The organism is Mesorhizobium sp. BAC0120, assembly GCF_033542235.1.
Classification (GTDB): domain Bacteria; phylum Pseudomonadota; class Alphaproteobacteria; order Rhizobiales; family Rhizobiaceae; genus JAWRCU01.
The window spans coordinates 522,875-547,232 of the sequence record NZ_JAWRCU010000004.1 but is presented as its reverse complement, the minus strand read 5'-3'; the positions used below and the strand labels follow the sequence as shown (position 1 = coordinate 547,232).

Annotated in this window: 21 protein-coding genes; 10 read left to right on the top strand and 11 right to left on the bottom strand. The window is 63.0% G+C overall.

Annotated elements, in window-relative coordinates; all coding sequences use genetic code 11:
* Positions 1-252: 252 nt before the first annotated feature.
* The 4 genes from SAZ10_RS12955 to SAZ10_RS12940 form a co-directional block, all read right to left on the bottom strand.
* Positions 253-1,011, bottom strand: a complete 759-nt coding sequence (locus SAZ10_RS12955) for an ABC transporter permease (protein ID WP_318609625.1) — start codon at positions 1,009-1,011, stop codon at positions 253-255.
* Positions 1,008-1,949 (bottom strand): ABC transporter ATP-binding protein, encoded by a 942-nt coding sequence (locus tag SAZ10_RS12950; RefSeq protein ID WP_318609624.1) that lies wholly within the window; start codon positions 1,947-1,949, stop codon positions 1,008-1,010. The genes SAZ10_RS12955 and SAZ10_RS12950 overlap by 4 nt, the downstream gene beginning before the upstream one ends.
* The gene (locus tag SAZ10_RS12945; protein ID WP_318609657.1) at positions 1,946-3,151 is read right to left on the bottom strand and encodes an ABC transporter permease; all 1,206 of its coding nucleotides are present in this window, start codon (positions 3,149-3,151) and stop codon (positions 1,946-1,948) included. The genes SAZ10_RS12950 and SAZ10_RS12945 overlap by 4 nt, the downstream gene beginning before the upstream one ends.
* Before the next feature lie 70 nt (positions 3,152-3,221).
* On the bottom strand, positions 3,222-4,133 hold the full coding sequence (locus SAZ10_RS12940; RefSeq protein WP_318609623.1) for an ABC transporter substrate-binding protein: 912 nt from the start codon (positions 4,131-4,133) through the stop codon (positions 3,222-3,224).
* Between the two features lie 275 nt (positions 4,134-4,408).
* On the opposite strand from SAZ10_RS12940, the gene SAZ10_RS12935 reads away from it, so the two are divergent.
* Complete coding sequence (locus tag SAZ10_RS12935) at positions 4,409-5,113, top strand: SDR family oxidoreductase (protein ID WP_318609622.1); 705 nt, start codon at positions 4,409-4,411, stop codon at positions 5,111-5,113.
* Between the two features lie 170 nt (positions 5,114-5,283).
* Here SAZ10_RS12935 and SAZ10_RS12930 read toward each other — a convergent pair whose 3' ends face one another.
* The gene (locus SAZ10_RS12930; protein WP_318609621.1) at positions 5,284-6,621 is read right to left on the bottom strand and encodes an aspartate aminotransferase family protein; all 1,338 of its coding nucleotides are present in this window, start codon (positions 6,619-6,621) and stop codon (positions 5,284-5,286) included.
* A 13-nt stretch (positions 6,622-6,634) separates the two neighbouring features.
* Positions 6,635-7,498 (bottom strand): MurR/RpiR family transcriptional regulator, encoded by an 864-nt coding sequence (locus SAZ10_RS12925; protein WP_318609620.1) that lies wholly within the window; start codon positions 7,496-7,498, stop codon positions 6,635-6,637.
* A gap of 109 nt (positions 7,499-7,607) precedes the next feature.
* Here SAZ10_RS12925 and SAZ10_RS12920 point away from each other — a divergent pair, with 109 nt between their 5' ends.
* The 5 genes from SAZ10_RS12920 to SAZ10_RS12900 all read left to right on the top strand — a co-directional run bounded on the left by SAZ10_RS12920 (position 7,608) and on the right by SAZ10_RS12900 (position 12,286).
* Positions 7,608-8,825, top strand: coding sequence for an ABC transporter substrate-binding protein (locus SAZ10_RS12920; RefSeq protein WP_318609619.1), 1,218 nt, complete (start codon positions 7,608-7,610; stop codon positions 8,823-8,825).
* 82 nt (positions 8,826-8,907) lie between these two features.
* Positions 8,908-9,807, top strand: a complete 900-nt coding sequence (locus SAZ10_RS12915; RefSeq protein ID WP_318609618.1) for a branched-chain amino acid ABC transporter permease — start codon at positions 8,908-8,910, stop codon at positions 9,805-9,807.
* 10 nt (positions 9,808-9,817) lie between these two features.
* Entirely contained in the window at positions 9,818-10,786 is a 969-nt protein-coding gene (locus SAZ10_RS12910) for a branched-chain amino acid ABC transporter permease (RefSeq protein WP_318609617.1), read from the top strand.
* Entirely contained in the window at positions 10,779-11,519 is a 741-nt protein-coding gene (locus SAZ10_RS12905; RefSeq protein WP_318609616.1) for an ABC transporter ATP-binding protein, read from the top strand. Before SAZ10_RS12910 ends, SAZ10_RS12905 begins: the two co-directional genes overlap by 8 nt.
* Positions 11,520-11,527: 8 nt before the next feature.
* Positions 11,528-12,286, top strand: a complete 759-nt coding sequence (locus tag SAZ10_RS12900; RefSeq protein ID WP_318609615.1) for an ABC transporter ATP-binding protein — start codon at positions 11,528-11,530, stop codon at positions 12,284-12,286.
* A 327-nt stretch (positions 12,287-12,613) separates the two neighbouring features.
* Here the strand turns inward: SAZ10_RS12900 and SAZ10_RS12895 are convergent, their stop codons facing one another.
* On the bottom strand, positions 12,614-14,047 hold the full coding sequence (locus SAZ10_RS12895; RefSeq protein WP_318609614.1) for an amidase: 1,434 nt from the start codon (positions 14,045-14,047) through the stop codon (positions 12,614-12,616).
* 95 nt (positions 14,048-14,142) lie between these two features.
* On the opposite strand from SAZ10_RS12895, the gene SAZ10_RS12890 reads away from it, so the two are divergent.
* Positions 14,143-14,949 carry a 3-keto-5-aminohexanoate cleavage protein gene (locus SAZ10_RS12890; protein WP_412535211.1) on the top strand — a complete coding sequence of 269 codons (807 nt, stop codon included), beginning with the start codon at positions 14,143-14,145 and terminating at the stop codon, positions 14,947-14,949.
* A gap of 203 nt (positions 14,950-15,152) precedes the next feature.
* On the opposite strand, the gene SAZ10_RS12885 is transcribed toward SAZ10_RS12890, so the two are convergent.
* Together SAZ10_RS12885 and SAZ10_RS12880 are read right to left on the bottom strand one after the other, a co-directional pair.
* A complete protein-coding gene (locus SAZ10_RS12885; protein ID WP_412535205.1) occupies positions 15,153-17,090 on the bottom strand; it encodes a potassium transporter Kup in 1,938 nt (645 codons plus the stop codon).
* A gap of 522 nt (positions 17,091-17,612) precedes the next feature.
* A complete protein-coding gene (locus SAZ10_RS12880; protein WP_318609612.1) occupies positions 17,613-18,839 on the bottom strand; it encodes an SLC13 family permease in 1,227 nt (408 codons plus the stop codon).
* A 494-nt stretch (positions 18,840-19,333) separates the two neighbouring features.
* On the opposite strand from SAZ10_RS12880, the gene SAZ10_RS12875 reads away from it, so the two are divergent.
* From SAZ10_RS12875 to SAZ10_RS12865, 3 genes are all read left to right on the top strand, one after another.
* Positions 19,334-19,753: a CBS domain-containing protein gene (locus SAZ10_RS12875; RefSeq protein WP_318609611.1), complete on the top strand. Its 420-nt coding sequence runs from the start codon at positions 19,334-19,336 to the stop codon at positions 19,751-19,753.
* A 215-nt stretch (positions 19,754-19,968) separates the two neighbouring features.
* Positions 19,969-21,807 carry an adenylate/guanylate cyclase domain-containing protein gene (locus tag SAZ10_RS12870; protein WP_318609610.1) on the top strand — a complete coding sequence of 613 codons (1,839 nt, stop codon included), beginning with the start codon at positions 19,969-19,971 and terminating at the stop codon, positions 21,805-21,807.
* Between the two features lie 72 nt (positions 21,808-21,879).
* Positions 21,880-22,314, top strand: a complete 435-nt coding sequence (locus SAZ10_RS12865) for a GFA family protein (protein ID WP_318609655.1) — start codon at positions 21,880-21,882, stop codon at positions 22,312-22,314.
* Positions 22,315-22,414: 100 nt separating this feature from the next.
* Here SAZ10_RS12865 and SAZ10_RS12860 read toward each other — a convergent pair whose 3' ends face one another.
* Together SAZ10_RS12860 and SAZ10_RS12855 are read right to left on the bottom strand one after the other, a co-directional pair.
* Positions 22,415-23,119 carry a VIT1/CCC1 transporter family protein gene (locus SAZ10_RS12860; RefSeq protein WP_318609609.1) on the bottom strand — a complete coding sequence of 235 codons (705 nt, stop codon included), beginning with the start codon at positions 23,117-23,119 and terminating at the stop codon, positions 22,415-22,417.
* A 336-nt stretch (positions 23,120-23,455) separates the two neighbouring features.
* A complete protein-coding gene (locus SAZ10_RS12855) occupies positions 23,456-24,343 on the bottom strand; it encodes a LysR substrate-binding domain-containing protein (RefSeq protein WP_318609608.1) in 888 nt (295 codons plus the stop codon).
* Positions 24,344-24,358: the final 15 nt, after the last annotated feature.

Here is a 24,358-nt window from a genome sequence, read left to right as displayed (position 1 = left end):
CGCAGAGTGTCGCTCACGCGGCTCTCTTGGATTTCACAAGGGCGAACTTTCTGGTCGCCAGCGGCGCGCCGCCCTCGTTGTGGGGCGTATATAGGCGGCACCCACTTTCCATGTCAACAGCGATTTGAAGATAAAATTCGCCGTCGAAGTTATCAACAGGCACGCCGTCGGCGCCCTCTTCCCCTTTCGTAGGGTAAGGGCTCGGCAGCCCCATTCCAAGTGCGGAACGCGCCCGCCAGCACATCCCCTTCCCTACTCTCCTACTGCCGTACTCACCCCTGCCCGCCTGGCAACGAGTGCCTCGAGAGCCGAAAGGCCGTCATAGGTCAGCACGGCAAGGATGCCGACAATCAGTCCGCCCTGCAGCACGAAGGCGAGATTGTTGGACAGCAGCCCGGCGATAATCACCTCGCCAAGCGTCTTGGCCGCGACGGTCGAGCCGATCGTGGCGGTTGCCAGGCTGATCACGACGGAAAGCCGGATGCCGGCGAGTATGACCGGCAGGGCAAGCGGCAGCTCGACCTTGATCAGCCGTTGCCACCCCGTCATGCCAACGCCGCGCGCTGCCTCGGTCACCGGCTGCGGCAGCGTCGTGAGGCCGGTCAGCGCGTTCTCGAAGATCGGAAGCAGTCCGTAGAGGAAAAGCGCGATCAGCGTCGGCTTCTCGCCGAAACCGACCGCAGGCACTGCGAGCGCCAGCACGGCGACCGGCGGAAAGGTCTGACCGATATTCACAAGGCTCCGCGACAGCGGCAGAAACTCGACCCCGATCGGCCGCGTGACGAGGATAGCGAGCCCCACGGCGACGATTGTCGCGGCAACCGTCGCGATCAGCACGGTGCGCAGGTGGGTGAGTGTCAGGGTGAGCAGGCTGCCCTGGTTATAAATCGCCGGGGCGTTGTTCTGGGTGAGCGGCCTGAACACCGGCGCAAACCATTCCGGCCACGCGACGAAGGCGACAAGGATGACGAGTGCGGCGAGCCTGAGCAACGTCGGCAGCGTCGGTCTCATGCGGCCGGCCTCGCTGCCCGCTTCACCAACTGCTCGAAAGTGACGCGGCCGACGAGCGATCCGTCCGCGGCCGTGATCGGCAGCGCCCGGCGCCCGGACCACAACAGCTCAGCGAGCGCATCGCGCTGCGTGGCTGTCGCGGGAAGAGCTTTGCCTTCCGCCGGGCCAGGCTCGGCGATCGCGCCTACCTCGCTCAGCGACAGCAGTCGGAACGGTCGGTCGCCTGTGCCGATCAGCGCCTCGACGAAATGGTTCGCCGGCTTGGCGAGTATCTCGGCCGGCGTCGCATATTGCTCCACTTTCCCGGACTCCATCACCGCGATCTTGTCGCCGAGATGGATCGCCTCCTCCATGTCATGGGTGACGAGGATGATCGTCGTGCCAAAGCGCTTCTGGATGGCCAGCAAATCGTCCTGCGCCTTTGTGCGGATGACCGGATCGAGCGCTCCGAATGGCTCGTCCATCAGGAGCACGTTGGGCTCCGCCGCCAGTGCTCGGGCGACGCCGACGCGCTGCTGCTGGCCGCCCGAAAGCTCGTGCGGGTAGCGCGGCCCGAAGGTGGCAGCATCGAGCTGGAACAGCGTCAGCAGCTCGGCAACGCGCGCGTCGATGCGCGCCTTGTCCCAGCCGAGCAGCATCGGGACGGTCGCGATATTGGCGGCTACGGTGCGGTGCGGGAAGAGGCCATACCCCTGGATCACATAGCCGATGCGGCGGCGCAGCTCGTAGCCGGGCAGCGATCGATTGTCCTCGCCGTCGAGCCGGATCGCACCGGAGGTCGGCTCGACCAGCCGGTTGATCATGCGCAACAGCGTCGTCTTGCCGGAGCCCGACGTGCCCACCACCGCAGCGATCGTACGCGGCTCGACGACCAGCGAGACATCGTCGACGACGGCGGTCCCGTTATAGTGCTTGGTGATGCTTTCGATCTCGATCATGCTGCCCTCCCCCTTCTGGCGCTGAGCTCGACAATGGCGTCAAGGATGACGGCAGCGGCAAACGCCATCGCCACGGTCGGCACCGCGCCGAGCAGCACCAGGTCCATTGCCGTCTGGCCGATGCCCTGGAACACGAACACGCCGAAGCCGCCGCCGCCGATCAGCGCGGCGATGGTCGCAAGGCCGATGTTCTGGACGAGCACGATGCGGATGCCCGTAAGGATGACCGGCAGGGCCAGCGGAAATTCGACGCCGAACAGGCGCTGGCGCTCGGTCATGCCGACGCCGCGGGCGGCATCGTTCGCCTCGCGCGGCACACCAGCAAGCCCGACCACAGTGTTAGCCACGACCGGCAGCAGCGAATAGAGGAAGAGCGCAACGAAGGCGGGCGTCGTGCCGATGCCACGGATGCCGATCGCCGCCGCAGCCGGGACATGAGCAGCGAGCCAGCTGAGCGGCGCGATCAATATGCCGAACAGCGCGATCGAGGGAATGGTCTGGATGATGTTGAGCACGTTGAGCACCGCTGCCTTGAGCGCCGGCACGCGGTGGCAGGTGACGCCGAGCGGGATGCCGACGAGCACTGCCGCGGCAAGCGACCCGAGCGCCAGCGTGACATGCTTGCCGGCCTCGGCCCAGAACGTGTCGGCGCGGCTGGCATATTCCTTCATGATCGACAACCCGTCCCAGGCGCCTGAGCCAAGCAGCAGCCCGATAGCCGCTGCGGTCACGAGGAGCACGATGATGCGGGCGAGCGGCGCAAGTTCGAGCCGTGCAAAGGCGTCGGCCACCAGGAGGCCGAAGGCGAAGACGAGGAGCCAGAATCCGGAAGCAGGCGAGACACGTGCATAGTTGTTGCCGGGCGGCGTCAGGTGAGCGGCGGAGATGCCGATCAGGATTGCGAGCGCAGCAAGCACGACAAAACCCGCGGCGAGCCGAGAGAGTGCCGGGCCTTTGACCAGCGCGATCAGGCTTGCGACCGCGATGACTCCAAGAAGCACTGCCCCGGCCCAGCCGGGCAACGAGTTGATAATCGTCTCCGGCGCTCCCGGCACGATGCGGTTTGCTCGGAAGGTCGTAAACGGCGACACCAGCACCGCATAAGCGACGATCAGCGCGATTGCCACGCCGAGCTTGTCGAGGCCGAGCCGGAGAGAGCGCTCTTTCCGCGGCACCTGTTCCGAATGCTCTGCCGCCGTCATGTCGGCATGGTTGGGCGAGGTCGAAATTGTCCCACCGACGACCTCGCCCGCCCCTCTCAAGCCTGACACGCTATTTCAGGAATCCGTTCTTTTTGAGGAAATCCTCAGCTACCGACTTCGCCGGCTCGCCGCCCACCTGCACGCGCCCGTTGAGCTCCTGCAGCGTTACGAGATCGAGCTTCTCGAAGACGGGCTTCAACAGCGCCTCGATCTCCGGATGCTCTTTCAGCACCGCCTCGCGGATGATCGGCGTGGGTTGGTAGACCGGCTGCACGGCTTTGTCGTCCTCGAGCACGACGAGGCCGGACGGCTGAATGCCGCCGTCGGTGCCGTAGACCATCGCTGCGTTGGCGCCATTGGTCTGGTTTGCCGCAGCCGCGATCGTGGCTGCGGTGTCGCCGCCCGACAGCGTGATCAACTGGTCCGGCTTGAGCTGAAAGCCATAGGTGGTCTGGAAAGCGGGAAGCGCCGCCGCCGAATTGACGAACTCGGCTGAAGCCGCCAGCACGACCTGGCCGCCATCCTTCACATATTTGCCGAAGTCCGACAGCGTCACGAGCTTGTTGGGTTCTGCCACATCCTTGCGCAACGCGATCGCCCAGGTGTTGTTGGCGGGCGACGGCGTGAGCCAGACGATCTTGTTGGCGTCATAGTCCAGCTTCTTGGCCAGCTCATAGCCCTTGGCCGCATCCTTCCAGACTGGGTCGTCGGCCTTCTCGAAGAAATAGGCGGCATTGCCCGTATACTCAGGATAGATGTCGATCTCGCCGGCTGTGATCGCCTTGCGCACGACCGGAGTGCCGCCAAGCTGGATGCGGTCGGTAGTCTTGATGTTGTTGGCGTTGAGCACGAGCTGGATGATATTGCCGAGCACGCCGCCTTCCGTGTCGATCTTGGAGGAAACCACGACCTGCGCGCTTGCCGCGCCGACGGATGCCGTGAGCGCGATTGCGGCGGCAAAAATGGTTCTGGACAGAGACATTTTCCGTTCCTTGGAAGCTTGGATTGGGAATTCGTGTGTTTGACCACGAATTTCCCGGCCAGTCGGGGCATGCGATTTCAGAAAGCGCCATGCTGGCGGAAAATGTAACGCATAGGGCTTCGTGGGCAAGCCAGGTGGCCTTGGTAGCTGACACCAAGTGCTCCAGGCCCAAAGCAGCTGACGAGGAAGTTTTCTATCCTCACGTGATCCGGATTCGGATTCGTGATGGCTGCTGGGTGTGGCTATCATGTGCAGAAGGCTGAAAGGGCAATGCGATGACAGTAGACAAAGTGGCGATCATCACGGCAGGCGGCAGCGGCATGGGCGCAGAAGCCGCGCGCCGGCTGGCGAGCGACGGCTTCAAGGTCGCGATCCTCTCCTCCTCAGGCAAAGGCGAGGCTCTGGCGAAAGAGCTCGATGGTATCGGTGTTACCGGTTCGAACCAGTCGAACGACGATCTGAAGCGCCTGGTCGATAACACCCTGGCGCGCTGGGGACGCATCGATGTTCTGGTCAATAGCGCTGGCCACGGTCCGCGTGCCCCGATCCTGGAGATCACGGACGAGGACTGGCACAAGGGCATCGACACCTATTTTCTCAACGTCGTGCGCCCGACCCGGCTGGTAACGCCGGTGATGCAAAAGCAGAAGGGCGGCGCAATCATCAACATCTCGACAGCTTGGACATTCGAGCCGAGCGCGATGTTTCCAACCTCGGCCGTTGCCCGCGCCGGCCTGGCGTCCTTTACGAAGATCTTTGCCGACACCTATGCCGGCGATAACATCCGGATGAACAACGTTCTGCCGGGTTGGATCGACAGCCTGCCGGCGACGGAGGAGCGTCGGGAAAGCGTGCCGATGAAACGCTACGGCACCAGCGTGGAAGTCGCCGCAACAATCGCTTTCCTGGCCTCGGACGGCGCTGCCTACATCACCGGCCAGAACATCAAGATAGACGGCGGTATCACGCGCTCGGTGTGATCCCCGGCGTAGTGAGCTCGGGGTCCCGGCGGCGAGCACGATCACTGCGATCCTGCGCCGTCACGACCGACTGACGGACGTTCGTGGTTATAGCGCGGGCGCCATTGGTCGAAGGCCCGCTGGCAATCGGCGAGATCGCCATCCGGTCCGGCTCCGATTATCGCCGCTCTTCACGCGACGTTCGTGCCTTGAATTGCCGCATCGACGGCATTGCCGAGCCGTTCCACGATCATGTCTATATCCTGGGACGTTGAAATGAAGGGCGGCGCGATCAGCACATGGTCGCCACGCCTGCCGTCGATCGTTCCACCCATGGGATACACCATGAGGCCATTGGCCATCGCCGCCTGTTTCACGCGCGCATGGAGCCTCACATCCGGATCGAATGGCTCCTTGGTGCTGCGGTCCGCGACGAACTCGATCGCCTGGAACAGACCGCGGCCGCGAACGTCGCCGACATGATGGTGGTTGCCGAAGCGCTGGTTCAACCGCCGCGCCAGATGCTCTCCCATCTGCCTGACATTCTCGAGCAGGTTGTCGCGGCGGATGACCTCCTGCACGGCAAGGCCGGCGGCAGCCGCCATCGGGTGGCCCATATAGGTATGACCGTGCTGGAAGAAGCCCGAGCCGTTCGCGAAGGCATCGAATATCTTGCGTGACAGAAGCACCGCTCCGATAGGCTGATATCCGCCGCCAAGTCCCTTGGCGATCGCCATCAGGTCAGGGGAAACGTCGTCCTGCTCGCAGGCGTGGAGCGTGCCCGTGCGTCCCATGCCGCACATCACCTCGTCGAGAATGAGGAGGACGCCGTAACGGTCGCAGATGGCGCGGATACGCTTCAGGTAGTCCGCAACCGGCGCGACGGCGCCGGCGGTGGCGCCCACCACCGTCTCCGCAACGAAGGCGATGACCTCATCCTTGCCGAGCTCCAGTATCTTGTCTTCGAGCGCCTGCGCGGCTCTCGCCGCATAGTCGGCATCGGATTCGCCGGGCTTCTGGAACCGGTAGGCAAAGCACGGGTCGACGTGGTGCGTCTCGATGAGAAGCGGCCTGAACTGGCTGCGCCGCCACTCATTGCCGCCGGCGGCAAGCGCGCCGAGCGTGTTGCCGTGATAGCTCTGTCTGCGTGCGATGATGTGGCGCCGCTGCGGCTCGCCCTTCTCCACGAAGTATTGGCGCGCCATCTTCAGCGCGGCCTCGACAGCCTCGGAGCCGCCGCTGACGAAATAGACATGGTCGATGCCCTTCGGAGCATCGGCGACCAGCCGGTCCGCAAGTAGCTCGGCCACATCGGTCGTGAAGAAGCTCGTGTGAGCGTAGGCTATTTTGTCGAGCTGCGCATGCAGCGCGGCAAGCACGTCCGGATGGCTGTGCCCGAGGCAGGAGACAGCCGCGCCGCCGGACGCGTCGATGTAGCTTCGCCCTTCGCTGTCGAAGAGCTCGATGCCCTTGCCGCCCACGGCCACGGGAAGTTTACCTCTGATGGACCTGTGGAGAATGTGGGTCATAGGTCGGCCGATCTCAGATGTGAGTGGAAAGGCTCTTGAACTGGCGTTCCATCGCGCGCACGGCGGCGAGAGCCCTGTCGCCGGCGGTTGCCGCAAGGATCGCCGCCAGGGCCTCGGCGACCGCGAAAGCCGGCGCCATCGTGTGGAAAAATGAGGGGCTTTCGGTTGGCACAATGATCGTTGCGCGCGCACGCGCCACGAGCGGCGAAACCACGCTGTCCGTTATAGCGACGACATCAAGCCCCCGCGTCAGCGCGTAGTCCACGAGCTCGACGGCCGCGCGGGTATATGGCTTCACGCTGACGGCAAGAAGCGCATCACCTCGCCTTGCTTCCCGCAAGGCGTCCGGACCTGTTCCGCCCGGACCGTCAAGCAGGTGAACGGCGCCGCCGGCAAGCCCGTAGACATAGGCAAAATGGTAGGCGACCGTATAGCTCGAGCGATAGCCGAGCGCATGGACGCGCCCCGCGGCGGCAAGCACGGCAGCAGCCTTGGTGACCTCTTCTAGCGCTGTCGGCCGGCAGAGCGCCTCCAGGTGACGCTTCAGCGTTTCGATGAGGTCGAAAGCCAAAGCCCCGTCGCCCTCTTGGCGACGGCGCTCGACGAGGGCCCCGGCCTTTTCGGAGAATTCCGTCTCCCCCCGGCGCAACATTTCGGCATAGAGACTGCGCAGGTCCTCATAGCCGTCGAGACCCATGCGCTGCGCCAGCCGCGTCATCGATGCCTGACTGACGCCGGCCCGACGCGCCTGCTCCCGCATCGTCAGCAACGCCACCTCGCGCGGATTGTCGAGCACCCATTGCGCTGCCGCACGAAGCTGGCGCGGCATCGCCTGGTAAGCCTCCAGGAGGCGCGAACGGAAGGCGGGTTCCAACATGGTCCTGAATCTACGCCCGTCGTTTTGTTGCTGCAATAGGTGTTTCAAAACCTGAAAAATGAGTGTACTGTTTCATATCACATAAGCCAAAAAGGCAGGGAGGAGCACAATGAAACGTAATCTGCATCTTCATCTCGGTGCCGCGTTGGCGCTGGCCACGCTGCCGTTCGCCACTTTGCCCGCGATGGCCGAAGATTCGATCGCCATCGGCTGGGTCGGACCACTGTCACCGCCCGGCAACTATTCCGGCGGCCAGGAAATGCAATGGGCCGTCCAGCTTGGAGTCGACCAGATCAACAAGGCCGGCGGCGTGCTCGGCCGCCAGATCAATGTCACCTACGAGGATACCAAGGGCCAGCCGGCGGAAGGCAGCGCGGCAGCCGTGCGGCTGATCACCAAGGACAACGTGTCGGCGATTATTGGCGAGTTCCACTCCTCGGTCGCTCTCGCCGAGATCGAGGAAGCGCACAAATATGGCGTGCCGTGGGTCGGCACGGACGTCTGGGCCGACGCCATAACGGCCAAGCAATATCCGGAAGTCTTCCGCCTCGCGCCCGCAAATTCGCTCGTCTACGTCAAGGCGGCCGACTGGACGGTCGAACAAGGCTACAAGAACATCGCCATCGTTGCCGAGAACACTGATTTCGGACAGGGCGGAGCCAAGGTCATCGCCGACGAGCTCAAGGCCAAGAACGTGCCCTATACGATGGCGACGGTCGACCTCAACCAGCAGGACTTCACGCCGGCTCTGCTGCGCCTCATGAACCAGAGCCCGCGGCCCGACGCGATCCAGATGGTCATAGCCGGTCAGGCGCAGTACCAGCTTGTCAAGCAGGCGTGCCAGCTTGGCCTGGCGCCAACCGCCGAGACGGCCCTGATCGGTTCGTCCGGCCTGCTGCAAAAGGAAGTCTGGGAGGTCGATGGCCCCTGCGCAAAGAACCTTTTGATCGTCAATGTCGCCCAGCCGAAGTCGCAGTGGAACGACAAGGCGAAGGACTTCGTCAAAGCCTTCACCGAGCGGTACAACCGGGCGCCCACGGGCGTCGCCCTGGAAGCCTACGACACGCTCGGCGTGGTCATCGAGGCCATCAAGAAGGCCGGCTCCGCCGACCGCGCCGCCATCATCAAGGCGATGGAAGAGATCAAGCACGAAGGCGTGAACGCCACCTACACGTTCCCGACCGACAAGACGCCGGACTGGGCATTCCACCAGTTCAAGGATGTCCCCTTCACGATCATCCAGTACACAGCCGAGAACCAATCGCCGGAGGACGCGGCCATCGTCTATCCGAAGAAGTGGGCCACCACGGACAAGATCGCCAAGTGATGGCAGAGGCCGGCAGCCCAAGGCTGCCGGCCATCATTTCGTCTGATCAGTCCAATCGATCTGCGGCTGCTGCGACCGGATCATGAGCTATTTCCTTCTTCTTGCCATAAACGGCTTGGTCATCGGCCTCATCTTCGCCCTCGTCGCGTCGGGGCTGACGCTGGTCTTCTCCGTGTTGAAGGTCGTCAATTTCGGCCACGGATCGCTCTACATGCTGGGCGGTTACGCGTCCTACTATCTCATCACGGCGCTTGGCCTGCCCTCCCTCGTGGGAGTGGCGGGAGCTATGATCGCCCTCTTCGTCTTCGGCGTCGTCTTCGAGCGGCTGGTCATCGCGCCGATGTACACAGACAAGGTGGAGCGCAAGGACGAATACGCCATTATCGTCACTTTCGGGCTGACCATCCTGCTCACAAATCTCGGCCTGGTGGTCTTCGGGCCCTTCGCCAAGTCGCCGCCTTCCTTCATGACCGGTGCGTTGATCCTCGGGCCGTTGATCCTTCCTTATGACCGGCTCATCGCGGCAATAGTCGCCGTCGTCCTGCTCGTCGGCCTCACCGTGTTTCTCAAGCGCACCGCGCTCGGACAGGCGCTCGATGCCGTCAGCCAGAGCCGGGAATCCGCAGCCGTCATCGGCATCGACCCGCGCCGCATGTACACCGTCGCATTCGGCCTCGGCTCGGCGCTGGCCGGCGGCGCCGGCGCGCTGATCGCGCCGATCTTCGCGCAGTCGCCGTCGATGGGAGACCTGCCGGCGGTCCAGGCCTTCATCATCATCGTGCTCGGCGGTATGGGCTCCGTCGGCGGCAGCATCGCCGGCGGCATCCTTCTCGGCCTCGTGCAGGGGCTCGGCGTCGGCTACCTGCCCGACCCGAACCGAGCGCTCGCCTATACCCAGGCCTTCGGCGCGCTGCTTCTCGTCGTCACGCTGCTCGTCCGGCCGACCGGCCTGTTCGGGCGATCGCATCTGCGGCTGGAATAGGAGGCGATAGATGATGCGCCCCTCCGTCGCGCAGTGGACCCAGGGTCTGCTCCTCGCGCTTGCCTTGCTTCTCCCGCTCGTTTCCGGCCCCTACTGGATCCATGTCGGCGCCATCGCCTGGTACTACGCGCTTCTGGCCGCAAGCTGGGCTTTGCTTGCTGGCTATGCCGGGCAATTCTCCTTCGCCCACGTCGCCTTCGCCGCGCTCGGCGGCTATGCCTCGGCGCTCTGCATCGAGCTGCTCGCATTTCCGCTTCCGCTCGCCATCCTCACCGCCGTCCTGCTTGCCGCCGTTGTCGGCGCCCTTATCGGCGCTCTCGTGCTCAGGCTTTCGGGCCCCTACCTCGCCCTGTTCACCCTCGCGATCTCCGAGATCTTCAGGCTCGTGTTGGTGGCCGAGGAAGATATAACCCGCGGCATGCAGGGCCTGTCGGTGCCGAGCCTGTTTTCCGGCAACTCGGACGTGCCGTACTATTATCTCGGCCTCGGCCTCGTGGTCTTGGCGGTCGGCGCAATGAATGGCCTGCTCGCCACGCGCGTCGGGCTTTTCCTGCGCGCGATCCGCGAAGACGAAGGTGCGGCTCGCGCCAGCGGCGTCGATACGACGCGATACAAGATCCTCGTCTTCGTCGTCACCAGCGTCATCGCCGCCATCGCCGGGATCTACTACGGCCATTTCATCGGCATACTCACCCCGAACATGGCCATCCTGCCGGAGATGGGGCTGGTCATCGCCATGGCCGTCATCGGCGGGATCGAGAGCCTGCCGGGCTCCGTGATCGGCGCCGTGGTGGTCTTCCTGCTCTCCGAATCGCTGCGCTCGTATGGCGAATGGCGATTTGTGCTGATGGGGCTGGTGCTGATCCTGGTCCAGCGTTTCGCCCAGAACGGGCTCTTCCCGATGCTGGAGCAGCTGGGCCACCGCAGGAAGGAACCGCTCCCGGCAGTATCGGCAATGGAGGAACCTCGCGGTGGCTAAGGACAGCGCGCCCTTCTTCTCCGTCGACGCACTCTCAAAGCATTTCGGCGGAGTGCACGCGGTCGAGGATCTCTCCTTCGGGCTCGCGCGGGGTGAGATCGTCGGCCTGATCGGGCCGAACGGCTCTGGCAAGACGACGACCATCAACATGGTGACGGGAGCGCTCAAGCCGAACAGCGGCGCCATCCTGGTCGAAGACCACGACATGGCTGGTGCGCCGGCGCATCGTTTCGCCCAGCGCGGCGTCGCAAGGACGTTCCAGGTGCCGCGACTGTTCCGCCGCATGCCGGTCATGGAGAACCTGATCGTGCCGGCGCTTTCCGACTATGGCGAGCGGCGCGGATCGGCAGAGGAGCGGGCGCACGGCGTGCTCCAGTTTCTGAAGCTCGGCCATCTCTCAGGCCAGTATGCGCGAGCACTCTCGGGCGGGCAGCAGAAGCTGCTGGAGCTCGGCCGTGCACTGATGCTGAGGCCGCAGCTGCTGCTCCTCGACGAGCCCTTCGCCGGCGTCCACCCGCGCCTCCTGGAACAGATCATCGATCACATCAAAAGCCTCAACCGCGACGGCCACACCATCGTCGTGGTCGATCACAATCTGGAGGCCATCCAATCCGTGGTGACCCGCGTCATGGTCATGGCGCGCGGCCGCAAGATCGCCGACGGAGGCGTCGCCGAGGTACTGCGCAACCCCGACGTCGTGCGTGCCTATACCGGTACGCGGGCCAACCGATGAGCGCCACGATGACGGAAGCGTCCAGTCCCCTCCCCGCTCCGCGCTGGAACGATGCTTCGGCGCTGCTTGCCTGCGAGAACCTCGTTGCCGGTTACACGCGCGACATCGACATCCTGCGCGACATCTCCGCCAAAGCCTGGGCGGGACGCATCTCCTGCGTCGTCGGGCCGAACGGGACGGGCAAGTCCACTCTGCTCAAGGCCTTGTTCGGCTTCCTGAAGCCGCGTGCCGGCCGCGTGCTCATGAACGGCAGCGAGATCACCGCAAGCCCGCCTTTCCGCATGCTCGGCCTCGGCCTTGCCTACCTTCCCCAGCGACCGAGCCTCTTTCCGTACCTGACCGTCGAATCCAATCTGAGGCTCGGTCTCTGGCACGCGCGCCCGAAGAAGGCTGTCCTGGCCGAAAGGCTGGAGCGAGCCTATGAGCGCTTCCCTGTCGTCCGCGAGAAGCGCAACCAGCAGGCGGGTCAGCTTTCGGGCGGCCAGCAGCGGCAGGTCGAGATCGCCCGCAGCCTGATGACCGACACTTCCGTCTACCTGATAGACGAACCAACGGCCGGCGTGGATCCCCAGACGAGCGAGATCATCTATGAAATCGTGCGCGACCTCGCCCACGACCTCGGCAAGGCCGTGCTTTTGGTCGACCAAGACATCCGCGCCGCGCTCGCCATCACCGACTACGTCTATGTGGTGAAGACCGGAACGGTCTTCTCCGAAGGCGCGCGCGAGGATTTTGGCAGCGACACCGACGCGCTGGTCGCGCGCTAGCTGTACGCAAGCGGCGAATGACAGCTGATCGTTGTGGATCGGTTTGACGCAGGTCTTCATCCCGCAAGGCGATTTGCGCCGGGAAGAGGATTAGACCACCAGCTTCAGGATTTTGAGCGTTGGGCGCCGCCCCTCACCTGCCTGCCGGCATCCTCTCCCCGTGAACGGGGAGAGGCACGACTGCCGCTTTGGTTTCGCCAATCGTCTACGTTGCAGAACAAACGCCTTCAAAAAAGGCCGGCGTTCTTCTCCCCGTTTACGGGGAGAAGTGCCCGGCAGGGCGGTGAGGGGCAGCGCCAACAGTGCAAGTTTATCGTCGCCGGTACATCAGCCGCGGTAAGCCGCCTGCGGCTCCTGATAACCTGCCGGTGGCTCGAACAGCCCCCCGCGCGCGACCTCGAATGCGCGCCCGATCCTGAGCGCAAGGGCATCGTTGAAGCGGCGCACCACGATCTGCAGGGCAGCGGGCAAGCCGCCGGCAAGCCCGACGGGCACGCTGAGCGCTGCCATGTCCATCAGGTTCACCATGCGCGTGAAGGTGCCGAGCGGGGTTTTGGTCTCGTCGATCTCTGTAAGCGGCGGCGCGAAGATCGGAGATGTCGGCGTGAGAAACGCGTCCGCGCCTTCGAGGTAGCGGTGGAATTCGATCTGCGCGGCTCGCCTTGTCGCAAGAAGCTCTTGAAAGCGCGCTCCATCGATCGTCCTGCCCTGCAGGATCCTCGTCCTGACGACAGGATGGACGATGCTGGACTCCGACTCCACATAGTCGCTCAGATTGTGCCAGGCCTCGGCCGCCATGAGGTCGCCGGTGATGGCCTTGTACTCCTCGGGCCGCCGCGGCATCGTCTTCTCGTCGATCTCGGCGCCGAGTGCCGACAATTGCTGGACAGCTGCCCTGAAGAGCCTGAGCACTCCGTCCTCGACCATCTCGAGGTCACGTTCGGAGGGGACCCGCAGCTGCAAGCCGGCCACGCCTTGGCCGAGATCGCGCAGCGGGTCCGGCGCCGTGATCCCGAACGTTGCAGGGTCATCCGGATCCAGGCCTTGCAGTACGGAAAGCAGCAATGCCGCGTCCTCGACGGACCGGGTAAGCGGGCCGATGCTGTCGAAGGACGTGGCGAGCGGAAGCAGCCCGCCCCGCCCTACCAGGCCCACGGAGGTCTTCAGCCCGACGACGCCGCACATGGCGGAAGGATTGCGTACCGATCCGCCCGTATCGGTGCCAAGCGCGGCAGGCACGAGCCCTGCCGCTACCGCAACTCCCGAACCGCTCGAGGAGCCACCGGGGGCACGCGCAACAGCGCGATCGCGGGGGTTGAGCGGCGTGCCGAGGATCGGGTTCGTGCCCCAGCTGCCGAATGCGAATTCGACGGTATGGACTTTGCCGAGCGGAATCATGCCTGCTTGGCTGAGACGCCGCACGGCGTTCGCGGTGGTGGTTGCAGGTTTGCCGGCAACAGCCTTCGATCCGGCCGAAGTCGGATGGCCTTCCATGTGCATGAGGTCCTTCACCGCGAACGGAATGCCATCGAGAGGACTGAGCGTAGCACCCCGGACCCTGCGTTCATCGGCGGCTTCGGCGGCCGCAAGCGCCGCTTCGCCGAAAATCTCCACGAAGGCATGCAGTGTCTGCTCGTGGGCTGCCACCCGGTCGAGCGCGCGCCGGACAATGGCCGTCGATGTCGTGCCGCCCTTCTCAAGCGCCGAAGCAAGCTCGGCTGCAGTGGCAAAAGCCGATGGCTTCTCTGCTGTATCAGTCACTGTGCTCCCACCCTCTCTTTTGCAAAAGACCATAGATTGGATGCGCCTGGGAGACAAAGGTTGAGGAGAACGTGACCACAGATCCCTTGCTCATCATGATTGCGCCGAACGGCGCTCGCCGCACGAAGCAGGATCACCCGGCGCTGCCGATGACGGCCGCGGAACTGGCGGAAACCGCCGCAGCATGTCTTGCGAGCGGCGCTGCCGCCATCCACGTCCATGTGCGCGACCAGGCTGGTGCTCATGTGCTCGACGCGACCCGCTACATGGAAGCGATCGCCGCAATTCGGGAACGCACTGACGGCCAGATGCTGGTCCAGGTCACCACCGAGGCAGTCGGCCGCTATTCGCCTTCCGAGCAGATGGATCTTGTGCGCACTCTGCGCCCGGCCGCCGTATCGGTGGCGCTGCGCGAAATTCTCGGTAACGGGGAAGCAACTGCATCGGCCTTCTTCGCTTGGGCAGCCGACGAACGCATTGCCGTCCAGCATATCCTCTACGACAGCGCCGATCTAGACAAATTCGCCGAGCTATACGGTCGCGGCAGCTTTGGAGGCATCGCGCAACCACGGCTCCTTTTCGTGCTCGGCCGCTATGCGCCGGATCAGGAGAGCCGGCCCGAGCACCTCGATGTTTTCCTTGAAGGCCTCGAGCGCCACCGGCTCAGCGCAGTGTGGTCGGTCTGCGCATTCGGCCGCAGCGAAACTTCGGCTTTGGCTGCAGCGCTAGCGCTGGGTGGCCATGTCCGCGTCGGTTTCGAAAACTCCCTTTGGAACGCAGATGGTCGGATCGCACGCGACAATGCCGAGCGCGTCGCTGTTATCGCAGGCATCGCCAGGACGGCTGGTCGGCCGCTCGCAACAGCGCGACAAGCCCGCGCCATTCTCGGGATTTCACGATAACCCTTGGGGCAAGCCGGGATGCCATGGCTGCTGACATCGGCAGTTTCTGTTATTTTTGCAGCTGTCCCACGCCAAAGCTCTTGGCCAGGTGACGAGCTCACTGCAAGCGCCTTCCCGGGTGGACTCCTGCGGAGTGTCGATTCACCCTCGCGGGACGCCGCAACGCGGACCGAAAGTAAGGCTGCTGTCGCTAGGCGGCGAGATCAGACTGTTACCTGCGTGCCGATCTCGACCACTCGACCGGTTGGTATCTGGAAGTACTCCGTCGCATCTGCAGCGGTACGAGCGAGTTGGATGAACAGTCGGTCCTGCCAGATCGGCATGCCGGACGTGGCGGATAGCTTGAGCGAGCGCCGCGACAGGAAGAAGGATGTTGACATGATATCGAATTTCCAGCCCTGCTTGCGGCAGACCGCCAAGGCCTTCGGGATGTTGGGCTGCTCCATGTACCCGAACCTGAGGGTGACGCGCATGAATAGCTCGTTGAGCTTCTCCATGCTGACACGCTCGCTGTCCAACACGCGCGGTTGCTGTGCGGTTACGACCGAGAGGAGGACGTTCTGCTCGTGCAGCACCTTGTAGTGCTTGAGGCTGTGCATCAGTGCGGTCGGCGCGCTCTGGGGATCGCTGGTCAGAAAAACCGCCGTGCCGGGGACAAGCTTGGGCGGCTTTTTCGCCATCTGCTCCGCCAGGAACTCGAACGGGATCTCGCTCCTGCGTGTCTTGTCAAAGAGGTAGCGCGTGCCACGCACCCAGGTGGCCATGATAACGAAGAGGACGGCCGCAACCAGAATGGAGGCCCAGCCGCCTTCCCGCACCTTGATGACATTGGCAGAGAAGAAGCCGAAATCGATGAAGGCAAAGATTGCGCTAACCGCCAGCACACTCCGCAACTCCCATTTCCAGACCCGGTACATGACGATCGCCAGAAGGAACGTCGTCACCAGCATGTTGCCGGTGACCGAAATTCCGTAGGCCGAGGCCAGGGCTCCCGATTCCCTGAAGCCGACCACTAAACACATGACAGCCAGCGCGAGCAGCACGTTGACACGCGGCAGATAAATCTGTCCCGCCTGCCTCTCCGAGGTGTGCTGGATTTCAAATCGAGGCAGGATGCTGAGTTGCACTGCCTGGCGGGTCAGCGAAAACGCGCCGGAGATCACGGCTTGGCTCGCGATGATGGTAGCCGCGCTCGCCAATCCCACGATGGGGAGCAGCGCCCAGCCCTCGTTCATTTCAAAGAAGGGATGACCGATGTGACCACCCCGCGTGAGCACAAATGCACCCTGCCCGAAATAGCTCAGCAATAGGCAAGGAAATGCGACCCATAGCCAGGCATACGCGATTGGCTTGCGTCCGAAGTGGCCTAGATCGGCATACAGTGCCTCGGTCCCGGTGACTGCGAGAAACACGGCGCCAATCGTGACAAAAGAAGTACCCGGAGAGTGCGCAAGGAAGGCGAATATGTAGAGCGGATTGATCGCCGCTAAGACAGCTGGGTTGTCGAGAATATGAGAGATACCGGTGGCGGCGATAGCAATGAACCAGGCCAGCGTGACCGGCCCGAACACCACCGAAACCTTGCCAGTTCCTAAACGCTGCACGGAGAAGAGCGCAGCTAGGATCAACAGAGTCAGCGGAACCACGTAAGCGTCGAAAGTCGGTGTGACGACGCCCAGGCCCTCGACCGCGGACAGCACGGAGATCGCCGGCGTGATGATTGCGTCGCCAAAGAAGAGCGCCGAGCCCGCGATACCAATAAGGAGAATCCAGGCAGGTGAGGTGCCGTAACTGCTGCGCGCCAGCGCCATCAATGAGAGGATGCCGCCCTCACCGCGATTGTCTGCCCGCAGGACGAAAACGACGTATTTTACGGTCACGATGACCGTCAGCGCCCAAAAAACGAGCGACAACACGCCGAACACTTGCTCGGGCTGCGCAACGTCGGCGCCAGTGGCGGCACGCAGCGACTCGCGGATTGTGTAGATCGGGCTCGTGCCGATGTCGCCATAAACAACGCCTATTGCGCCGAGCATCAGAAGCGGAAGCTTTGTGCCGGCCGGATGTCCTTCCTTGGCCGGTTCGGCACCTCCCGCAGGCTCGTTCGCCAGAACGCGACTGTCATTTGCGCCAAGGGCCATTCGAAAACTCCCAGCGAAGCGGGTCGCGTCCGATTTGACCTGCTGATCAGCGATGTAACCGCACTTGCTCGGGCGGCGATTCACCGAGGCCGGAGGCGACCTCAATCTGGAGCGCGAAGCCGATCCCCGGCTCGGTGGGGATGTACTGGGGCGGCTCCGGATTGGTCTCGACTTTTTGCCTGGGCTGATGGCGGGTTGGAGACCTCATCCTTTCGTTGGCCCGCGCCGGTCTAACGTTCTCGGATCACGCGATCCCGAATGCATTTCATCAGGCCAATCCGCTACATAACGCTGGGCGCATAAGTTTTCGAGAGGAGTTCGGGGACGTTCTTATAGGAATCTCATAAAGGTGGATTCAGGCTGCCGCCCCTTACGAAGCTGCGACAAAGCGATGAGACCGCGATTGAAGATACCGCGAGCCCATCCCACGACGGATCAGACGATCTGCTGTGACAAATTCGCATGACCAGGCCCTCTGACAGGCCTCTGCGTTCCTCACGAGATCGCGCGGCGCTCCTCCGCCTACAGTGGCATGTACCCGCCCATCCAAAGCCAGAAGCCCGCAAGGAGCATTGAGAACAGCGTGATGGGTACGCCCGCCTTGGCATGATCACGGAATGTCAGGCGCAGACCTTGCGCCGAGGCGCGTTCGGCAACGATCAGGTTGGCCAGGCTTCCGACGAGGAACAGGTTTCCGGCGAGCGTCGAAAGGATGGCGAGGCCGACAAGAGTGCCCTGCGGGATGCCCTGCCAGACCTTCAGGATCATGACCACGGCGGGAACGTTGCCGATCGTGTTGCTGAGGACGAGCGCGATTGGCGCCAGCAGCGAAACGCGATCAGGCAGGAGGCCATGGGTCTCGAGCGCGCGCACCGCCTCCTCCGGAACGCCCGTCCGCGCAAGCGCGTCGTTCACGACGAACAGGGCCGCGAACAGGATAAGCAGCGGCAGGTCGATCTCGTCGAGCAGTTGCCTGGTCGGCAGCACACGGCTGACGATAAGGCAGGCAGCTACCAGAAGCGCAGACACCTCGCGCGGCAGCGAAGTCGCGAATAGCGCCAGGAGCACGGCGAGGGCGACGCCGCAGAAGCCGACCTGACGCCGATCGAATGCGACCTTCGTGAGCGGCGCGTCGCCGGCCGGTGCGGTGAGGCTCGATCGCCAGACGAATGCTATGCATGCGAAGCTCACCACAAGTCCGGCCAGCGACGGCACGGCGGCATCCAGAATATAGGACCAGAACCCGATCTGCCCGGCCTGACCAATGAGGATGTTCTGCGGATTGCCGATCAAGGTTGCAGCCGAGCCGGCATTGCTCGCCGCGGCGAGCCCGAACAGGAAGGGCCGCGGATCGAGATTTCGAGCCTGCAGGCCAGCGCAAAGGAGCGGAGTCATCGCGAAGACGACGATGTCGTTGACGAGGAGCGCGGAGAGGATTCCGCCAATGGCGACCGTGAGGGCGAGCAGCCGCAACGGCCGACCCGCCTGGCCCGCAATCCATGCGGCTGCAGCATTGTAGAAACCGCTGGCGCCGACCCGCGCGGAGAGGATCATCAGGCCTCCCAGCAGGAGCAGCGTCGGGAAATGAATCGCGTTGCCGACAGCGTCGACAGGCACTGCGCCCGCGGCGACCAACACGACCGCGACGATCATCGCGATGCCGGCTCGATCGACTCTCAGCCCCGGAACGCGCCCCAGCGCCATTCCCAAATAGGTAACCGCGAACGAAAGAACGACGAATTGCGTCATGGCTCCTCATTTAGCTGAACACCGAGAGAACCGTCTCGATGGGGAGAAAGGGGTTGGGCTATGTTCCGGATATTCGATAACCTCAGCGCATTTCATGTAAAAGCGCTGAGTGCACCGAGCTGAGGCCTCGATCCGCCTCGCAGTTGCTGACGACCTCATCGGCCTCAATGCAGCCCGCGACCTGGATGTGCAACTCGGCCTTCGGCAATGTGGCTGAAGTCGGTGATGGCATCTTGCCTCCTAACTGCCGGTGTCAAAGCACGAACGAAAGCAGCCCGGGTTTCAAGAATTAGTTGGAACAAATGCCCTGCTCGTCCGTAAGGCGCGCCGGCATGCCCGTCTGCAGCACGAAGCTGGTGAGGTGGGGAGCCTTGCTCAGGGCCTGTTTTGGGAAGAACATTGTTCCTGTGACGACCTATGGCAGCCAAATCACGTCCGCGGTAAGATGAAAACAAAAGGGCGGGGATAACCAACTCCGGCAAGGGAGGTCCGCCATGAAAGTCAAAGACGTAATGCACAAGGGTGTCGACTGGGTCAGCCCCGAAACCCCTGTCACGGAACTGGCAAAATTGATGCGAGCCAGGGACATCGGTTCGATCCCCATCGGACAGAACGACCGGCTGGTCGGAATGGTCACTGACCGCGACATCGTCTGCAAAGGATTGGCCGAGGATGATTTCGACATTCGCACCGCGACGGCGCGCGATGTGATGACCACTGGCATTCACTGCTGCAGCGAAGACGATGACCTGGCAAAGGCCATACGGCACATGGAGGAGCTGAAAATCCGCAGGTTACCGGTGATCAACAAGAACATGCGGATGATCGGTATCCTCAGTGTGGGTGACGTCGGTCAGGCGGCGCCGACCGAACTCGTGTCCGAATACGTGAAGAGCGTTTCGGCTCATCATTGAAGGGTAACCCGCCAGCGGAAGACCGTTACCACTCGATGATTTGGGCAGGCTGTGTTGGCTGCTGACGCACAGCAGGCTGCGGCAGGCATCAAGAACGCGGTCTGCCCAATCATCAACCCTGTGCCGCGGAGTGCGATTTCGACGAACCCTTTTCGAAGTTGCCTTTGATTCCTGCCTCATGGTGCTAAAATAGCGTTTCGCTCAAGGGCTGGACCATGGAACACAGGCTTGCTGCTGTTCTGGCAGCCGACATGGCGGGATACTCTCGGCTAATGGAAGCCGACGAGTCGGGAACTCTCGCGCGGCTTCGAACGCACCGCATCGAGCTCATCGACCCGGCCATCGCCAAGAACCAGGGCCATATCATCAAGACCACCGGCGATGGCATGCTTGTTGAATTCCGCAGCGTGACCGACGCCGTGCGCTGCGCGGCGGAGGTGCAGGTGCGTATGCGCCGCCGCAACAGCGATGTGCCGGAAAGCAGGCGCATCGAGTTCCGAATCGGCATCAATCTCGGCGACATCATTTTCGACGAGGACGACATCTATGGCGACGGCGTGAATGTGGCCGCTCGCCTCGAGCAGCTCGCAGATATCGGCGGGATCTGTGTTACGCAGGCCGTCTACGACCAAGTCTCCGATCGAGTCGGTGTCAGATTCGAGGATTTGGGCGAGAAGTCGCTCAAGAACATTTCGCGTGCGATACGTGTTTGGCGCGCCGTGCTCGAAGACGGCTCGGCAACACCCGGAGCGACAACCGAGACAGAGCGGCGCGCCGTCGTGAAGCCTTCTATCGCGGTCATGCCTTTCGCAAACATGAGCGGCGATCCCGAGCAGGAATATTTTGTCGACGGTCTCACCGAAGATATCATAACCGAGCTATCACGCAGGCACGAGCTGTTCGTCATCTCGCGCAACTCCACCTTCGTCTACAAGGGGCAGTCGGTGAACTTGCGCGAAGTCGCGCAAAAGCTGGGTGCGCAATATCTGGTGGAGGGAAGCGTCCGCAAATCGGGCGAGCACCTGCGCGTGACCGCCCAGTTGATCGACACCTCGAATGACGCGCATATCTGGGCCGAACGCTACGATCGCAAGCTCGACGACGTCTTCGCCATCCAGGACGAGCTGACCGCCGCCATCGTTGCCACGCTGCCTGGCCGTGTCGAGGCCGCACAGCAAGACCTGCTTTCGCGCAAGACGCCTTCCAGTCTCGCCGCATATGAGTGCGTGCTGGCAGCCAAGGTCCGCCACCACAGAGGCGACCGCTCGGAGAACGAGGAGGCGCTGAAGCTGATCACCCGGGCCGTGGATCTCGACCCGAAGTATGCTCATGCCCATGCGTGGCGCGGATGCATCCTTGGGCAGGCCTGGGTCTATGGCTGGTGCGCCGACAAGGACGCCGTCTTCGACGAGGTCGCTCGCGAGCTGGAGATTGCCCAGACATTGGACGACAATGACGCCGACGTTCACCGTATTTTGGCGGCCATCAATATTAGCCGCAACGACCTCGACAAGGCGCGCTACCATCAGGAACGGGCCTTGGCGCTCAATCCCAACTACGACCTTGTGGTGGTCCAGCAGGGCGAGCTCCTGACCTGGCTCGGCCGTCCGAAGGAAGGTATAGATTGGATCCGCAAGGCGATGCGGCTCAACCCGCATCACCCCGAGCGGTTCTGGAGCCATCTCGGCAAGGCCCATTTCGTCGCCCGGGAATATGCCGAAGCCATCGAAGCCTTCATGCATATCTCCAAGATGGATGCCACTCAGCATGCCTTTGTTGGGGCAACCTACGCCTGGCTCAAAGACCGGACCGCGGCAGCCGCGCATTACGGCCAGATCATGAAACTCGACCCCAACCTGACGAAGGAAAGCTTCCTTGCCACTCTGCACTATGCGAGCGAGGCCGACGTCGAGCACGTGAGGGAAGGCTTGACGATTGCCGAAGCCGCCCACGCCGAACGGGCAGGGTCGGCGGGCGCCGAGCGTGCAGCCGCGACCGGGCTCACGCCCGCACGAACCGTCGGGCAGCGCACCTTGCCAGACAGCTGCCGGTAGGACGTGCTCTGAACTTTGAGGCGCAGAATCCTGGCCTGGCGCGCCCGAAGGGCGAACTGAAGGGAGGAAATGATGCCAAACGATGAACCCTATCGGGGCAGGTGTTTCTGTGGTGCGGTCGAGCTCGAAGTGACCGGCGAGCCCGAGGCGATGGGCTATTGCCACTGCACCTCCTGCCGGGAGTGGTCGGCGGGACCGGTCAACGCTTTTGTTCTTTGGCCGACTGATACGGTCAGCATCACCAAGGGCGCTGATCACCTTGCCAGCTACCAAAAAACCGACAGGAGCGTCCGCAAGTGGTGCAACATTTGCGGGGGGCATGTGCTCACCGAGCATCCGCTATGGGGCGTGACCGACGTCTATGCGGCGATCATTCCCGCGTTGCCCTTCAGGCCCATGCTGCACGCGAATTATCAGGAAACTGTGCTGCCGATGAAGGACGGTTTACCGAAGCAGCGCGATCTACCGCCGGAGCTCGGCGGAACGGGAGAACTCCTGGCGGAGTAGATGGATCATTTCAAGTGATGTCGTCGCGGATGCAGGCCTTCAGGTGGCGGCGCCGCAGCACAGGCATCCTTGGCATGACGGTAGGCCTGCATCGTGTTCGTCAGAAGACAATCATTCCTACAAGGTAGCTTATTCCAACAGTAACAAAGCCGATCACGAGCGTGCGCCTGAGTGTCCGTGCCACATCCAAATGTCCCGCTCGCGCTCCCACGACCGATATGAATGTGAGCGACACCGCCACGGCCGCCACGACCAGCCATGTCTCGAGGCGGATCGGCACGGCAACGGTGACGAAAAGCGGAACCGCAGCCCCCAAAGCGTATCCAATTGCCGACCCCAGGCTTGCCTGTATGACATCAGCACGTGAAATCACATTGAGTATACCGTGCTCGCTCTCCAATTGCGCCTCGAGCGGAGAGCGCTTCATCAACTGGTCGGCGACTTCGAGGGCCAACGCGTGGCTGAGCCCCTTCTTCTCGTAATAGGCCGTGAGGTCGGAGAGCTCGACGCTCGGCTGAAGCTTGAGCTCGGCCCTCTCTTCGTCGATTGCGGCCAATTGCGCCTCGCGTTCCGACGCCACTTCCGCCCATTTCGCGCCACCGGCGGTGAACATTCCGGCTACCGTCGCGGCCATTCCTGCCAGGACAAGCGTCGCATCATCCGCGCCCGCCCCGGCAAATCCTTCCAATATGCCTGCGGTTGCAATGACGCCATCATTCGCGGCAAGAGCCCAGGCCCGATGGGAACCCGAGTCCCTCAAAACGGAACGAAGCCTGGTGAGCAAGGCAGCCGCAGTCGTTTTCATGCCTGAAACCAGGCGGCGAACGTCAAGCTGCTATGACGCATGCACGCCATTGTGCCCATTCAATGCCTAATCACATCGCTCCGTCATCGAGTGTCCGACATCACGTAGCGGACTTGGTGCACCCAAATCGACGACATTTGAGTGCGTATGCTAAACGCCCAGTAGTCCGGGTGTGAAGTGCATTGTCCGCTTTGCGTCGAATGTCGGACATTGCAACGGTCTCGTTCGTATCCCGAAAGCGGACATCGCCGCCGCCGGCCACAGGCAGGTTTGCGCAAAGGAGTCATTCGACATCACGGTCGAATTCTGGCCTTACCGAAAACCGCCGATGGCGCGCTAGGAAAAGTGTTCTTCGAGATAGACGCGGAACTCCCGCTCGAACTGCTCCTGGAGCAGCGAAGACAAATGCGTACGGCTGCGTGTCAGGTAGACATGGCAGGGTACGTACGGGAGGAACGGCTTGACGAGGAGCGTTCCGCGCCACCGTTCCGCCGAGAACTTATCGACGACGGAAACGCCAAGCCCCTCGGCCACAAGAGCACAGGCAGAGTCGCTGAAAAAGGCCTCGAAACGTGCCTCGAAGCGAATCCCCGCATCGTCGAAACTGCGCTCGACGGCCTGACGCGATCCATCCTCGCGCCCCAGCGCGATGAAGCTTTCGTCGCGTATGTCGGAGGCTTCGATCGTCTCCTTCTCGCTCAATGGGTGTCCCGCCGGCAGCACGCAGACGGAAGCCGTCTCGAAGATAAGGTCGCAGGTCGTTGCCGGATCGATCGCCGGCATCGTCATGAGGCCGATATCAAGTTGCTTGCTCGCGGCGAGTTCGGCGATCCGCACTGAAGCTTCCGGCATCAGCGCCAGCCGCAGCTTCGGATGGCGTTGGGCGAACGCACCAATAAAGCGGGGCAGCACGATGCTGGACAGGGCAGGATAGGCGCCGATGATCAGCCGCCCCGCTTCCAGCTGTTGTATGTCAGCCGCCAGCCGCCGCAGGCGCGCCATACCCTTGACGATATGATCGGCCTCCTCGTGGAGCAGGAATGCTTCCGCGGTCGGAGCCAGCCTGCCGCCTTGCCGCACGAACAGCTGGATCCTCAGCGCATGTTCGAGGTTGGCGATGTGGGCGCTGACGGAGGGCTGCGAAATGCGCAGGAGATTTGCGGCACCGATCACGGTTCCCGCATCCATCACCGCGCGAAAGGCCTGCAATTGCCTGTAGTTCATCGTCCCGGGTTCCTG

Excerpts from the sequence above, each read along its gene's own strand:
- SAZ10_RS12935 (WP_318609622.1), top strand. The coding sequence starts at position 4,409 with ATGACAGTAGACAAAGTGGCGATCATCACGGCAGGCGGCAGCGGCATG.
- SAZ10_RS12950 (WP_318609624.1), bottom strand. The coding sequence starts at position 1,949 with ATGATCGAGATCGAAAGCATCACCAAGCACTATAACGGGACCGCCGTC.
- SAZ10_RS12885 (WP_412535205.1), bottom strand. The coding sequence starts at position 17,090 with ATGGCCCTTGGCGCAAATGACAGTCGCGTTCTGGCGAACGAGCCTGCG.
- SAZ10_RS12890 (WP_412535211.1), top strand. The coding sequence starts at position 14,143 with ATGATTGCGCCGAACGGCGCTCGCCGCACGAAGCAGGATCACCCGGCG.
- SAZ10_RS12920 (WP_318609619.1), top strand. The coding sequence starts at position 7,608 with ATGAAACGTAATCTGCATCTTCATCTCGGTGCCGCGTTGGCGCTGGCC.
- SAZ10_RS12875 (WP_318609611.1), top strand. The coding sequence starts at position 19,334 with ATGAAAGTCAAAGACGTAATGCACAAGGGTGTCGACTGGGTCAGCCCC.
- SAZ10_RS12880 (WP_318609612.1), bottom strand. The coding sequence starts at position 18,839 with ATGACGCAATTCGTCGTTCTTTCGTTCGCGGTTACCTATTTGGGAATG.
- SAZ10_RS12930 (WP_318609621.1), bottom strand. The coding sequence starts at position 6,621 with ATGACCCACATTCTCCACAGGTCCATCAGAGGTAAACTTCCCGTGGCC.
- SAZ10_RS12855 (WP_318609608.1), bottom strand. The coding sequence starts at position 24,343 with ATGAACTACAGGCAATTGCAGGCCTTTCGCGCGGTGATGGATGCGGGA.
- SAZ10_RS12945 (WP_318609657.1), bottom strand. The coding sequence starts at position 3,151 with ATGACGGCGGCAGAGCATTCGGAACAGGTGCCGCGGAAAGAGCGCTCT.
- SAZ10_RS12865 (WP_318609655.1), top strand. The coding sequence starts at position 21,880 with ATGCCAAACGATGAACCCTATCGGGGCAGGTGTTTCTGTGGTGCGGTC.
- SAZ10_RS12860 (WP_318609609.1), bottom strand. The coding sequence starts at position 23,119 with ATGAAAACGACTGCGGCTGCCTTGCTCACCAGGCTTCGTTCCGTTTTG.
- SAZ10_RS12925 (WP_318609620.1), bottom strand. The coding sequence starts at position 7,498 with ATGTTGGAACCCGCCTTCCGTTCGCGCCTCCTGGAGGCTTACCAGGCG.
- SAZ10_RS12940 (WP_318609623.1), bottom strand. The coding sequence starts at position 4,133 with ATGTCTCTGTCCAGAACCATTTTTGCCGCCGCAATCGCGCTCACGGCA.
- SAZ10_RS12955 (WP_318609625.1), bottom strand. The coding sequence starts at position 1,011 with ATGAGACCGACGCTGCCGACGTTGCTCAGGCTCGCCGCACTCGTCATC.
- SAZ10_RS12870 (WP_318609610.1), top strand. The coding sequence starts at position 19,969 with ATGGAACACAGGCTTGCTGCTGTTCTGGCAGCCGACATGGCGGGATAC.
- SAZ10_RS12910 (WP_318609617.1), top strand. The coding sequence starts at position 9,818 with ATGATGCGCCCCTCCGTCGCGCAGTGGACCCAGGGTCTGCTCCTCGCG.
- SAZ10_RS12900 (WP_318609615.1), top strand. The coding sequence starts at position 11,528 with ATGACGGAAGCGTCCAGTCCCCTCCCCGCTCCGCGCTGGAACGATGCT.
- SAZ10_RS12915 (WP_318609618.1), top strand. The coding sequence starts at position 8,908 with ATGAGCTATTTCCTTCTTCTTGCCATAAACGGCTTGGTCATCGGCCTC.